Origin of the sequence: Emticicia oligotrophica DSM 17448 (genome assembly GCF_000263195.1) — a bacterium.
In the GTDB taxonomy this organism is placed as follows: Bacteria; Bacteroidota; Bacteroidia; order Cytophagales; family Spirosomataceae; genus Emticicia; species Emticicia oligotrophica.
Genome location: NC_018748.1, coordinates 1,400,065 through 1,414,253, shown reverse-complemented (window position 1 = coordinate 1,414,253; position 14,189 = coordinate 1,400,065). Strand labels below are relative to the sequence as shown.

The following is a 14,189-nucleotide window of genomic DNA, read 5'->3' as shown; positions in this document are numbered from 1 at the left end:
AGAAATTAAATTCAGAATTTTGCACCCCGATTAAGAGAGTAACGAAGAGAGAGTGGTTAAGGAGATTAAGAGGGTAAAAAAAATAAGTGTAAAATAATTTGGAAATAAGAAATTAAATTCAGAATTTTGCACCCCGATTAAGAGAGTAACGAAGGAAGAGTAGTGAAATTGAGATTAAGTTTAAAAAAAGTTGCAAAAATATTTGGTTTTAAAAATTGAATCTAGTAACTTTGCAATCCGTTTCGGAAAGTAGAAATGGAAATAGAGAGAAGAAAAACTGGAGTTAACAAATTGATTAACAAGGTTTTACAAGTTTAGCTGAAAGGGTTTCAGAGATGGAATTGGGAGTAAGTTGAATAAAGTTCCTTAACTTATTGGGAGAGCAAATGCAAGCTTTAAGATTTTAAGTAGTCAGGCAAACTTGATATTTACAATGGAGAGTTTGATCCTGGCTCAGGATGAACGCTAGCGGCGGGCTTAATACATGCAAGTCAAGGGGTAGCAATACACCGGCGTACGGGTGCGTAACGCGTATGGAACCTGCCCTTATCTGGGGGATAACTCGGGGAAACTCGAGCTAATACCGCATAAGATAGTAGAATGGCATCATTCAGCTATTAAAGATTTATCGGATAAGGATGGCCATGCGTAAGATTAGATAGTTGGTGGGGTAACGGCTCACCAAGTCTACGATCTTTAGGGGCTCTGAGAGGAGAATCCCCCACACTGGCACTGAGATACGGGCCAGACTCCTACGGGAGGCAGCAGTAGGGAATATTGGGCAATGGGCGGAAGCCTGACCCAGCCACGCCGCGTGCAGGAAGAAGGCCCTCTGGGTTGTAAACTGCTTTTGATTGGGAAGAAAGCATCTCATGCGTGAGATTTTGACGGTACCAATCGAATAAGCCACGGCTAACTACGTGCCAGCAGCCGCGGTAATACGTAGGTGGCGAGCGTTATCCGGATTTATTGGGTTTAAAGGGTGCGTAGGCGGCTGATTAAGTCAGCGGTGAAAGGTAGCAGCTTAACTGTTTTACATGCCGTTGATACTGGTTAGCTTGAGTTGACAGAAGGCAGATAGAATTTCTGGTGTAGCGGTGAAATGCTTAGATACCAGGAGGAATACCGATTGCGAAGGCAGTCTGCTGCAGTCACACTGACGCTGAGGCACGAAGGTGCGGGGATCAAACAGGATTAGATACCCTGGTAGTCCGCACAGTAAACGATGATTACTAGATGTTGGCGTAAGCCAGTGTCCAAGGGAAACCGATAAGTAATCCACCTGGGGAGTACGCCGGCAACGGTGAAACTCAAAGGAATTGACGGGGGTCCGCACAAGCGGTGGAGCATGTGGTTTAATTCGATGATACGCGAGGAACCTTACCTGGACTAGAATGTGAGGGAATTATTCAGAAATGGATAAGTCAGCAATGACCCAAAACAAGGTGCTGCATGGCTGTCGTCAGTTCGTGCCGTGAGGTGTTGGGTTAAGTCCCGCAACGAACGCAACCCCTGTTATCTGTTGCCAGCGAGTTAAGTCGGGGACTCAGATAAGACTGCCTACGCAAGTAGAGAGGAAGGAGGGGACGACGTCAAGTCATCATGGCCCTTACGTCCAGGGCAACACACGTGCTACAATGGACAATACAGAGTGTTGCGAGCTAGCAATAGTAAGCCAATCACAAAAAGTTGTTCACAGTTCGGATTGGGGTCTGCAACTCGACCCTATGAAGCTGGAATCGCTAGTAATCGAATATCAGCTATGATTCGGTGAATACGTTCCCGGACCTTGTACACACCGCCCGTCAAGCCATGGAAGTTGGGTAGACCTGAAGCGGAAGGTAAAAGATTTCGTTAGGGTAGAATCAGTAACTGGGGCTAAGTCGTAACAAGGTAGCCGTACCGGAAGGTGTGGCTGGAACACCTCCTTTTTAGAGAATTTCTAACAAAGAAAAAACGACTGACACTTAAAATTTTGCATTTGTTCTCTTAATTTAAGTTATTTAATTTGAGAAGAGAATCGGACGATTACGGAGTAGAGTAATAGTTCTGATACGAGGGCTTGTAGCTCAGGTGGTTAGAGCGTTACACTGATAATGTAAAGGTCCGTGGTTCGAGTCCACGCAGGCCCACCACTAAGTTGAGAGACATTTAATGGGGATTTAGCTCAGCTGGCTAGAGCACCTGCTTTGCAAGCAGGGGGTCAACGGTTCGAATCCGTTATTCTCCACAGAAAGTAAAAGTTATCGATAAAGGACTGATAACTTATAATTTAAGAGGGTATTTATACCACAATTTAATTGAACCAGCTAAAAGTTTGTTATTTAGCACAGCTTGGTAGATAGCAGGCGGTTGGTAGAGATTAAAAAGAGTTCATTGACATGTTGGCAGAGAGATAAAATTATAATGAGAAGAGTTATGAAAGGGCGTACGGAGGATGCCTAGGGTCTCAGAGGCGAAGAAGGACGTGATAAGCTGCGATAAGCTGCGGGGATTGGCACATACAAGTTAATCCGCAGATTTCCGAATGGGGCAACCCGGTGACTTGAAGAGTCATCACCATCCAAGATGGAGCTAACCCGGTGAACTGAAACATCTAAGTAACCGGAGGAACAAAAAACAACAGTGATTCCGCAAGTAGTGGCGAGCGAACGCGGAGAAGCCCAAACCTATTTTGTTACGGCAAAGTAGGGGTTATAGGACTGCATTTAGAATATTAGATTAAGCTGAACAGGTTGGGAAGCCTGGCGAAACAGTGTGATAGCCACGTAAGCGTAAGATTTAATGGACGAGCAGTATCCTGAGTAGGTGGGGACCAGTGGAATCCCCTCTGAATTCGGCAGTACCATCTGCCAAGGCTAAATACTCCTGAGACACCGATAGTGAACTAGTACTGTGAAGGAAAGGTGAAAAGCACCGAGAGTATCGGAGTGAAAAGAACCTGAAACCGTACGCTTACAAGCGGTCGGAGCTGGCAAGTCCAGTGACGGCGTGCCTTTTGCATAATGACCCTACGAGTTACCGTCCCCGGCAAGATTAAGCTATTAAGTAGTGTAGTCGAAGCGAAAGCAAGTCTGAATAGGGCGAATAGTCGGTGGCGGTAGACGCGAAACCTTGTGATCTACCCATGGTCAGGATGAAGTGTTGGTAACACAACATGGAGGTCCGAACCAGTTAACGTTGAAAAGTTTTTGGATGAACTGTGGGTAGGGGTGAAAGGCTAATCAAACTGGGAAATAGCTCGTACTCTCCGAAATGTATTTAGGTACAGCGTCAAGGTTGAGTTATATCGAGGTAGAGCTACTGATAGGATGCGGGGGAGTCAAATCCTACCAAATTCTGACAAACTCCGAATGCGGTATAATATACTTGGCAGTGAGGGCTTGGGTGCTAAGGTCCAAGTCCGAAAGGGAAAGAACCCAGAACTACAGCTAAGGTCTCTAAATCTATACTAAGTTGAACTAAGGAAGTCTGACTGCAGTGACAGCCAGGATGTTTGCTTGGAAGCAGCAATCATTTAAAGAGTGCGTAACAGCTCACTGGTCGAGCGGGGCGGGCATCGATAATAAACGGGCATCAAGTATAGTACCGAAGCTTAGTCAAGGCGTAAGTCTTGGGTAGGAGAGCATTCTATATGCGGCGAATGTGTACTGCGAGGTATGCTGGAGCGTATAGAAAAGCAAATGTAGGGATAAGTAGCGATAATGTATGTGAGAACCATACACACCGAAAGACTAAGGATTCCTCAGCTACGTCAATCAACTGAGGGTTAGTCGGGTCCTAAGGATAATGCGAAAGCAGAAGCCGATGGCAAGCAGGTTAATATTCCTGCACTGGTGATGGTGCGATGCGGGGACGGAGTGAGGAGATTTATACGTTCTGACGGAATAGAGCGTTGAGAGGAGGCTTAGGCTGAATCGAATGAGTCGAATTGCTTCCAAGAAAAGCCGCTAAGCTTCAGCCATTAACCACCCGTACCGTAAACCGACACAGGTAGTCGAGGCGAGAAGCCTAAGGTGCTCGAGTGAGTCACAGCTAAGGAACTCGGCAAATTAACCCTGTAACTTCGGGAGAAGGGGAGCCTACGCAAGTAGGCCGCAGAGAAATGGCCCAGGCGACTGTTTAACAAAAACACATGGCTTTGCTAAGTTTAATGACGAAGTATAAGGCCTGACACCTGCCCGGTGCTGGAAGGTTAAGAGGGGATGTCATCGCAAGAGAAGCATTGAATCGAAGCCCCAGTAAACGGCGGCCGTAACTATAACGGTCCTAAGGTAGCGAAATTCCTTGTCGGGTAAGTTCCGACCTGCACGAATGGTGTAACGATCTGGGCACTGTCTCAGCTGTGAGCTCGGCGAAATTGTAGTAGCGGTGAAGATGCCGCTTACCCGCCACGGGACGGAAAGACCCCGTGAACCTTTACTATAGCTTAGCGTTGAATTCGGGTAACTGATGTGTAGGATAGGTGGGAGGCTGTGAATGGGCGTCGCTAGGCGTTCAGGAGCCAACGTTGAAATACCACCCTTTGGTTATTTGGATTCTAACTTGTCAAAGACGAGGACACCGCTTGGTGGGTAGTTTGACTGGGGTGGTCGCCTCCAAAAGAGTAACGGAGGCTTCCAAAGGTGACCTCAGCACGCTTGGTAACCGTGCGTTGAGTGCAATAGCATAAGGTCGCTTGACAGTGAGACATACAAGTCGAGCTGGATGGAAACATGGGTATAGTGATCCGGCGGTTCTGTATGGAAGGGCCGTCGCTCAAAGGATAAAAGGTACTCCGGGGATAACAGGCTGATCTCCCCCAAGAGCTCACATCGACGGGGAGGTTTGGCACCTCGATGTCGGCTCGTCACATCCTGGGGCTGGAGAAGGTCCCAAGGGTTCGGCTGTTCGCCGATTAAAGTGGCACGCGAGCTGGGTTCAGAACGTCGTGAGACAGTTCGGTCCCTATCTGTGGTGGGCGTAGGAAGATTGAGAGGTTCTGACTTTAGTACGAGAGGACCGAGTTGGACGTACCGCTGGTGCATCTGTTGTCCTGCCAAGGGCACGGCAGAGTAGCCAAGTACGGACGGGATAAACGCTGAAAGCATCTAAGTGTGAAACCCACCTCAAGATGAGTCTTCCATTGAGATACGTTATAGACTATGACGTTGATAGGTTGCAGGTGTAGAAGTGGTAACACTAAGCCGAGCAATACTAATGAATCGAGGACTCTTTTATTTACATTATAATTTTATCTTTCTGTAACATAAGTCATGAATAATTAAAAGATATTGAGTTAAGGCTCAGACAATCTTCATGGTGTTAATAGGGCGGGTGTTCACCTCTTCCCATCTCGAACAGAGAAGTTAAGCCCCGCACCGCCGATGGTACTAATGTCAAAATTGGGAGAGTAGGTAGACGCCAGGATTTTATTAAAGCAAAAGGCAGCTCACAAGGCTGCCTTTTTTTGTTGTTTATAGGCTTCAAAAAGACAAAAATACCCCCGAAGAATATCAGGAAATAGTCAATATCTCCTGAGTTAAACCCCTGAATGTGAAAAAAGCTCTTTTCATAAATACTTTTTAAAACAACATTTTTATCAAATCTTATTAGATAATTTCAGTTTGAGTGCTTACCCATATTTTTTCGTAAATTTGTATCCTACTAACTGATAGAATTTAGATGGCGTACATACTTTTTGATGATGAATTAATTAGAAATCAACTGAAACCTTTTACTTTTACTCGTCCGGTTGCCGATATTCGTTGTGGTATATTGACTATTAGAGATAAGTGGATAAAAAGATTGCAGACAAGAGTTACGTGCCTTTCAAAACGCTATTTAGAGGAAATTACAACAGAAAGTTCAATAAACACTTACATCAATGGGGCGGTTTGTCCAAATGATGTTTTGATTAATGAAATAAATAACCTGACTGTTGGAGAGTGCTTAGTTGATACTAATAGTAATGTATTGGCAATTCGTACGAATGAAAAACTTTCTTTTCCAATTAATTTTCAACCCTTTAAAAAGAAATCCTTTAGTGGAACGCTTAGCATTATCACGCAGTTGCCACATATTTTCTTAAAAAATGGTGAACAGATAAAGGAAGATTTTAAATTAATCACTGAGGGACGAACCTCACAAGAGATTTCTGATCCATTTACGAGGGTTTATGGTGCTGAGAACATTTTTGTCGAAGAAGGAGCAAGTATTAAATCAGTGATTTTAAATGCCGAGCAAGGCCCGATTTATATTGGTAAAAATGCTACCATACAAGAAGGCTCGATTGTCATTGGGCCAGTTTCAGTAGATGAAGGTAGTGTAGTGGTTTGGGGAAGTAAAATTCGACCTAATACTACGCTAGGTCCGTACTCTAAAGCTGGTGGTGAAGTAGGTAGTTCGGTTATTTTTGGGTACTCTAATAAAGCCCACGATGGTTTTTTAGGTGCTTCAGTTATCGGAGAGTGGTGTAATTTAGGGGCTAATTGTAATAATTCGAACCTAAAAAATGATTATTCAGAGGTAAAACTTTATAATTATGCTACCGACAAATTAGAGAAGACTGGAGAGTTATTCTGCGGTTTATTCATGGGTGATTATACAAAGGCGGGTATCAGTACGATGTTTAATACTGGAACTGTTGTTGGTGTTTGCTCAAATATATTTGGAGCTGGTTTTCAAGATAAACATATTCCTTCGTTTATGTGGGGCGGGGCAGATACGGAATACGTTGATTATCGCTTCGATAAAGCATTGGAGGTAATTAAAGCTACAATGGCTCGACGTGACAAGCAGCTGACTGATAAAGATATTGCAATTTTGAAACACTTACACGATTTTAAAAAATAGTCGTATTTATAAGGAAGTCTCTGCTTCAAGCGAAGACTTCCTTGAATCCATTTTAAAAATGCTTTTTCGAGAAATTATAGGTTTAGACGATGTAAAACAGTCGTTGATTCAAGCGGTAAACAATAACCATGTGGCTCATGCTCAGCTTTTTCATGGGGCAGAAGGCAGTGCAAACTTGGCATTGGCGTTGGCGTATGCAACCTATATTAACTGTGAGGATAGACAAATAAATGATGCTTGTGGAAAGTGCCCTAATTGTACAAAAATGAGTAAATTGGCTCATCCTGATGTCAATTACATCTTTCCCACCGCTGGGGGAAAATCGGTTATTTCTGAAAATTTTATGCCACAATGGCGTACTTTTGTGCATGATACACCTTATGGTAAGCTATCAGACTGGCTTGAGCATATTGGAATTAAACAAGGGAATATTCCTGCCGAAGAATCTCGTCAATTAATTCAGAAATTGTCGTTGAAATCTTATGAAGGTGGGTATAAAATTGCAATCATCTGGCAAGCAGAAATGCTAAATATTGCTGCGGGAAATGCTCTTTTGAAGATTTTGGAAGAACCACCCGAGCAAACATTATTTTTGTTGGTTGCAAGTAGCTCAGATAGGTTACTTACAACGATTATTTCTCGAACGCAACGCATTGCCATTCGTAATTTTACGGATGAAGAAATTATTGCGTATCTCACTCAAAAACATGAAATTGGACCAGATAGAGCAAAGCAAATCGCATATCTTTCCAATGGAAATTTGAATCATGCTTTAGAAATTGCTCATAAAACAGATGACGACCAGCATGCATGGTTTGCCAACTGGATGCGAATGTGTTATGCTCTAAATGTGCTGAAATTAGTGCCTATGGCTGATGATTTTGATGCCAAAGGAAAAGAGTATCAGAAGGCAATGCTTGAGTATGGTTTGAGTATTTTCAGAGAAATATTTTTATATCGTCACGGAGGAACTGACCTCATTAGATTGGAGGGAGATGAATTGGTATTTGTTCAGAAGTTTTCTAGTGTTTTGAATATTAATAATTTAGAAGCAATTACCAAATTATTGAGTGATTCGCACTACCATATTGAAAGAAATGGACGGGCAAAAATGATTTTCCTAGATATTTCATTGACTATTGCTCGTTTAATGAGATAGCGTTGGTTATTTGTTATTATAGAGTTGGTTTTGACCGATTTTCTAAAAATTTCGTAAGTATTATAAGAAAGTATTAAAAGCGAACTGAAAGCAAACCATTGCTTGGTTCGCACTATAGAAAATGAAAATAAAAATTGGTACACGAGGCAGTAAGCTAGCCCTTTGGCAGGCCTATTATGTTGAAGAAAAACTCAAAGCTGATGGCATTGATACAGAGATTGTAATTATTGAAACCAAAGGTGATAAAATTCTCGACCGTGCTTTATCGAAAATAGGGAGTAAAGGTGTTTTTACGGAGGAATTAGAAGACCAATTACGTTCGGGAGAAATTGATATCGCCGTTCATTCAGCAAAAGACCTACAATCAGAATTGGCCGATGATTTAGAAATTATCGCTTTTACAGAGCGTGAGAAAATTGCGGATGTTTTGGTGAGTTTTAATAAAAACTTATCGCTTAATAGTGGCGAAAGCTTTGTGGTCGGTACATCATCTACTCGCCGAGTAGCGATGTTACGTCATTATTATCCACAAATTCAAATTGTGGATATGCGTGGAAATTTACAAACTCGTTTACGCAAACTCGAAGAAGGGCAATGCGATGCTCTTTTGCTGGCTTATGCGGGCGTGCACCGAATGGGCTATCATGAAATGATTGTTGAACAATTATCAACTTCTGAATTTACTCCACCCGTTGGGCAAGGTTGCGTGGCTATTGAAGCCGCTAAAAATTTATCAGGAGAGAAGCGTTCTGCAATTCGTCGTTTGATAAATGATGAAGTTACAGAAAAGTGTTTATTGGCCGAGAGAGCCTATTTACGTACTTTACAGGGTGGTTGTTCGATTCCGTCGTTTGGATGGTGTGTAGCAGAAGAAAAAGGCGGAGAATTGACTTTGAATATGACTTCTGGAATCATTAGCCTTGATGGGAAAAAGATTGTAAAGAAAAACGATTCAAAACCTGCTTCAGAGGCCGAACAATTAGGGGAAGAATTAGCCAATAAAGTTTTGAATAATGGAGGAGCTGAGATTTTAGAAGGAATTAGAAATAATGGATAATTTTAATCATTTCTACTATGCTCGATAAGTTTTAATAATCGAGCGTAGTAGAAATATTTATAAGAAAAGTAAAAGTGCTACTTAAGCAAAACCGAATTGTTCCCTGAGCGAAGTCGAAGGCAATTTACTCCTTAATCTCTTCTTTAATTTGTACTTCGGTTACTGGACCATATTTCTCTGCTATTTTCTTAATTTCTGACGATTTCCCTACCATTACAAACTGCAATTTATCTTTCGGGAAATACGTGCTAATGATACTTCTAGCTTTTTCAAGCGTTAATCCATCAACATTCTTCTCGAAATTATTGATGAATGATTCATCGAAATTATACCAAAACATTTGTGTCAATAAACCCGATAATTGTCCAGCAGTTTCATAGCGTGGGGGGAATTGTCCTTTTACGTAATTTTTGGCCGAAGCCAGGGCATTTTCATCAATACCATTTTTGTGTAATTTATCTAAAACTTCTAAGGCTTTATCAATGGCTGCTTCGGTGGTTTTATTGGCTGTGAATGTAGAAATAGCAAAGGTTCCACCATTTTTTAATGGATTAAAACGGCTGTTAGCTCCATAAGTAAGGCCTGTATTTACGCGAAGTTCGTCATTAAGCATTGAAGTAAATCGGCCACCAAAAAGTGTATTTACTACTTCAATAGCTACAAAATCTGGATTATTTCTACTAATACCTGCTGCTCCAATATTGAAAGTCGTTTCACGTGCATCATCTTTATTGATTAGCAAAACACGATTACTCGTAGGTTTATTGATTGGTTTTGCAGCTAAGTTTACTTGTGGTTTTGTTCCTTTTTTCCATCCTCCAAAAAGATTAGTAAGGGTACTTTTCATTTCTGCACTATCAAAATCACCCACTACAGCAATAGCTGAAGTTTCAGGTAAATAATTTTCCTTGTAAAAAGTTTTTACATCTTCAACCGTAAGCGGACTAACGCTTGATTTTTGCCCTTGAATGATATTACCGTAAACATGACTTCCATACATAAATTTATCAAAATAAGCAGGTAAAATCGAACGTGGACTTTCACGTTGTTGGTCGAGGTTGTTAAGCAAACGTTTCTTTTCTTTTTCAAATTCGGTATTATCAAAGGCTGGTTCGAGCAAAATTTCTTTGATGATATTTAACACTTTTTCTTTGTCTTTGGCAGCGAATTTTGCCGATAAACCCGCCGATTCTTTAGATGCATAAGTATTTACATTTGCCCCAATAAAATCTAATTCCTCATCTATCTGGCCTTTTGAAAGGCTTTTAGTGCCGTGTTTCAAAGCTGTGGCAGTTAGTGAAGCTAAACCAGCTTTTGAACCATCGTAGATAGCACCCGCAGGTAGAATGGCAGAAACACTAATAACAGGCACTTCTTTTTGCTCCATTAAGTAGATGGTGAGTCCATTGGACAATTTGAGTTTTTGGTATTTTGGCAACTGATAATTTTGTGCCAAAATCAGGCTGCTATTTAGGCAGAATGCCAAAGCAGTAGTAAAGAATAATTTGATATATTTAGACATGATTAGACAAAAGATTTTAGAATAATTTAACCCTGCATAATTCCCAGAATAAATTCAGGGATTAATTGAACAAATGAATTTTGATTATTTAATTGAACCAATTAAAATAGGCCTTTTTTGTTAAATCCAATTATTCTTCAGTATTGGCTTTCAAAATACCAACTGTACGTGTGGTTTTCTTGAAATACTTTTTAGCTACATTTTTGATATCGTCAACCGTAACTTTATTGAAAGCGGCAGGAGCATCGAACATTTTTTTGTAGTCGCCGAAAAATACTTCATAAGTGCCGATATTATTTGATTTTCCATTGATGGTTTCAATTTGACCGTAGAATTCCATCAATTTTTGATTTTTTACTTTTTGAAGTTCTTTTTCGCTCACACCTTCTGTTTTTATTTTTTCTATTTCCTCGAAAATGGCTTTTTCTAAATCACTTTCATTCACTTTAGCCGCAGCCACAGCATAAAAACCAAAAATAGTTGGGTCGAAACTTTCACCAAAATTCGTAAAAACTTGGGTAGCAATTTGCTTTTTATCAACCAATGAACTGTATAAACGAGATGATTTGCCGCTGCTCATGATATCGCTGAGCAAGGTTAGAGCGTAATAATCTTCATTTTTAGATTCAGGAGCTTTGTATGCAATCATAATTGAAGGCGTCGAGACATCCTTTTGTACAAAAACTCTACGTTCTCCAGTTTGAGGAGGTTCTACAATCATTACCTTCGGAGGCTCAGGCTGAGAAGGAATTGGCTCGATATATTTTTCAGCCAAACGTTTAATTTCATCAAACTTTACATTGCCCGAAATAACAGTAACGCAGTTATTAGGAGCATAATAAGTTTTGAAATAACGTTCTAAATCTGATTGTTTCCAATTTTTCATGTCATCTTCATAGCCTATTACTGGCCAATGATAAGGGTGTTCAAGAAAAGCTATTCCTTGAACTGTCTGCGAAAGTAGCTCCCACTTAGAGTTTTCGAGGCCTGTGCTACGTTCGCTCAATACAACGCCTCTTTCACTTTCTACAATTTTAGGGTCGATTGTTAAGCTTGAAATTCGGTCTGCTTCTAAATCAAAAATAACTTCTGTAGTCGAGGCAGGAAACCAGTTGGTGTAAACAGTCACATTTTCGGTGGTGTAAGCATTGTTGGCTCCGCCATTAAATTCCATAGTACGGTCAAACATCTTTGGACCATATTTTTTTGCACCATTAAACATCATGTGTTCGAAGAAGTGCGAAAGGCCTGTGATGCCTTGATACTCGTTGCGGCTCCCAACTTTATAGAAGAGGTACATGTTGGCATTTGGAATGGAACTGTCTTCAATTACCAAAAATTTCATGCCATTTTTGAGGGTGAATGTTTTTACATCCTCTGCTTTCATTTGTGCATGAGCCGTAAATAGACTCGCACACAAAAGTGCAGACATCAGAAGCTTTTTCATTGTTATGAGATAATTTGATTGTTGATTTGTGTAAAAAAATACTTTTCGTGCAAAAATCTTCGATTTTGAGTGAAAATAAAAGAAGTAAGACTAAAAATAAAAAGTACTAGACTTTAATTTTTAAGTTAAAGTCTAGTTTTATAAGTTTATTGATTTTAGGATTTTTGAGTCAAGTATTCTCTCCTCACTACTGAAGCGGTTTTGTGTTCGCCAGTGTGATGCCAACCTGGCGGCATGAAAATATATAGAATTTTATCTTTTATAGTTGGTGCATTCCATACATCCTTGAAAAGAGCGATGAATTCTCCGAAGTAAACATCTAAAATATTACCCGAATCCATTGGGCGAGTAATACCATATTCAATTTTTACATGATCCTCCTCAAGCTGATAAGTTCCGAAAACTTTATCCCAAATATTCAACAGGTTACAAAAATTAGTATCCATATAGAGAGGATTTCGAGCATGGTGCACCCGATGATGTGAAGGTGTAAGAATGATATGATTCAAGAATCCTAATTTACCATTTTTCATTAAATTTTCGCCGATGTGAATAAACATCCCATAAGTGCCATCAATAAACATGATAAAAAACAAAAGAGCAGGATGAATGCCAAAAAGAATACAAATGGAGCTACGAATAATATCGGCGTAGGGGCCTTCTAAGAAAAAGTGGGCATGCGAAACCGATAAATTCATGTTTTCGGGTGTATGATGAGTGGCGTGTAAGCACCAAAATAAACGAACCTTATGCCCTAAATAATGATAGATAAAGTGTGAAAACTCCCATACGATGTAGCCATAAATAAGCCAATACCAAGTGAAAGTGGTTTGAAATGGTGCATATTTTTGAAAATTGGCGATGATGTAAGAAGTTGCTCCAATTGAGATAAATCGGCCAATAAAGCGATTAAGGACAAATATTAAAAAACTAATTTTGTAAACTTTTGTGTGTGGGTTTTTAAGAATAATTCCATTGATAAGTTCGAGTACAAGAAGGAGGGGGACAATCGGACTAATGGCTTTTAACATGCCATCGAAAGTTAGAAATGTGCTAAAATCGCCCGACTTTAGTATCTCAATGACACCGCCTAAGCCTAAAAAACCGACTATTTCTCGGTATAGAAAATCTAAGAATTCCATTAATTTATTGGTTGTATTTTATGAGGGTTGAATTGCCCCTAATTTCTAAAATATTTCTCAAAAAGTAATGAAATTCGTTAAAACTATTCTTTAGATTCTTTTTGTATAGCCAATTTTGCTTGCATTGCTTCACGACCTTTTTCGAAGTTTTTACGATTTAGGGCATCGTGCTGTTCTTTAGTTATTTTTAGGCCTTTATCTCTCAATAATTTAACAACTGAAGAGCGTGTTCGCTCAATATTTTGAGCTATTTCTGCAAAAGAAAGCTTTCCATGATTTTCCAAAATGTATTTTTCTTCGCTCTTCGTAAACTCGCTTTTATTCCAACGTAATCTGATGGCAGAAGTTTCTTCTGGTGTTCTGATAAACCCGTTTTTTTCGCATAAATACCTAACTTGCGACCAACTGACATTACCTAGTGCAATGCTCATTTCGCGAGCCGTCATGGTATGATAATTTACCTTTAAAAACTGAATAACTTTTGGCGGAACGAGGTCTTTTCTGCCATTACCTTTGAGTTTGTTATTTTTTAAATGGAATCTGATTGTGGCATGATGGCAATTTAATTTTTCTGCCATCTCATAAATGGTATATTTCTTATAGTTAGCCAAAATAAAGTTTTTCCTCTGTAATTCTTTTTCGCTAAGTGGTCGAGCTGCCCTCTTTTGAGGTTTAGGGGACTCCGTTTTAGGGAGTTCTTTAGTATTAACCTTAATTTTTTCTTTACTTTTTTTCTCGACTTTTTTCTTAGCTTTTTTTACAATTTCTTTTTTTTCAACTTTTGCTACTTCAACAGGAGTTGGAGGGGTAGGAATATCAAGAACTGAAACTAAATGCTCTTTTTTAATGAATTTTTCAATGACTTCAAGAGGTTTTCCTATTTTAAAAGCCAATTGTTGTTTTGTCAATTTATTGATATTATTTCGAATCGAATTCTTATCAGAGGCACTGAGTTCATTGGGCTTTGCCGACTTAAACTTTTTGCGGGCCGTGTTCATTTTTCCAATTGGAGCTGTTTTTCTCATAGC

7 protein-coding genes, 2 tRNA genes and 3 rRNA genes are annotated in these 14,189 nt (G+C 40.0%); 8 read left to right on the top strand and 4 right to left on the bottom strand.

What is annotated here, in order from left to right:
- The first annotated feature begins 430 nt into the window (after positions 1 to 430).
- The 8 genes from EMTOL_RS05880 to hemC all read left to right on the top strand — a co-directional run bounded on the left by EMTOL_RS05880 (position 431) and on the right by hemC (position 9,050).
- Positions 431 to 1,931, top strand: a 16S ribosomal RNA gene (locus tag EMTOL_RS05880).
- Between the two features lie 127 nt (positions 1,932 to 2,058).
- Positions 2,059 to 2,135: transfer RNA gene (locus tag EMTOL_RS05875), tRNA-Ile, on the top strand.
- Between the two features lie 21 nt (positions 2,136 to 2,156).
- Positions 2,157 to 2,230 (top strand) — tRNA-Ala (locus EMTOL_RS05870).
- Positions 2,231 to 2,409: 179 nt separating this feature from the next.
- Positions 2,410 to 5,220, top strand: a 23S ribosomal RNA gene (locus EMTOL_RS05865).
- Between the two features lie 77 nt (positions 5,221 to 5,297).
- A 5S ribosomal RNA gene (gene rrf / locus EMTOL_RS05860) occupies positions 5,298 to 5,409 on the top strand.
- Together the 16S, 23S and 5S rRNA genes with 2 tRNA genes alongside form the textbook arrangement of a ribosomal RNA operon.
- Positions 5,410 to 5,664: 255 nt before the next feature.
- Positions 5,665 to 6,834, top strand: coding sequence for a putative sugar nucleotidyl transferase (locus tag EMTOL_RS05855; protein WP_015028353.1), 1,170 nt, complete (start codon positions 5,665 to 5,667; stop codon positions 6,832 to 6,834).
- Positions 6,835 to 6,892: 58 nt separating this feature from the next.
- A complete protein-coding gene (gene holB / locus EMTOL_RS05850) occupies positions 6,893 to 7,993 on the top strand; it encodes a DNA polymerase III subunit delta' (RefSeq protein ID WP_015028352.1) in 1,101 nt (366 codons plus the stop codon).
- 121 nt (positions 7,994 to 8,114) lie between these two features.
- On the top strand, positions 8,115 to 9,050 hold the full coding sequence (hemC, locus tag EMTOL_RS05845) for a hydroxymethylbilane synthase (protein ID WP_015028351.1): 936 nt from the start codon (positions 8,115 to 8,117) through the stop codon (positions 9,048 to 9,050).
- Positions 9,051 to 9,174: 124 nt separating this feature from the next.
- Here hemC and EMTOL_RS05840 read toward each other — a convergent pair whose 3' ends face one another.
- The 4 genes from EMTOL_RS05840 to EMTOL_RS05825 all read right to left on the bottom strand — a co-directional run bounded on the left by EMTOL_RS05840 (position 9,175) and on the right by EMTOL_RS05825 (position 14,186).
- Positions 9,175 to 10,572, bottom strand: a complete 1,398-nt coding sequence (locus EMTOL_RS05840) for a M16 family metallopeptidase (protein ID WP_015028350.1) — start codon at positions 10,570 to 10,572, stop codon at positions 9,175 to 9,177.
- 130 nt (positions 10,573 to 10,702) lie between these two features.
- On the bottom strand, positions 10,703 to 12,019 hold the full coding sequence (locus EMTOL_RS05835; protein ID WP_015028349.1) for a M16 family metallopeptidase: 1,317 nt from the start codon (positions 12,017 to 12,019) through the stop codon (positions 10,703 to 10,705).
- 155 nt (positions 12,020 to 12,174) lie between these two features.
- The gene (locus tag EMTOL_RS05830; protein WP_015028348.1) at positions 12,175 to 13,161 is read right to left on the bottom strand and encodes a sterol desaturase family protein; all 987 of its coding nucleotides are present in this window, start codon (positions 13,159 to 13,161) and stop codon (positions 12,175 to 12,177) included.
- An 83-nt stretch (positions 13,162 to 13,244) separates the two neighbouring features.
- Complete coding sequence (locus EMTOL_RS05825; RefSeq protein ID WP_015028347.1) at positions 13,245 to 14,186, bottom strand: helix-turn-helix transcriptional regulator; 942 nt, start codon at positions 14,184 to 14,186, stop codon at positions 13,245 to 13,247.
- Between the last annotated feature and the right edge of the window lie 3 nt (positions 14,187 to 14,189).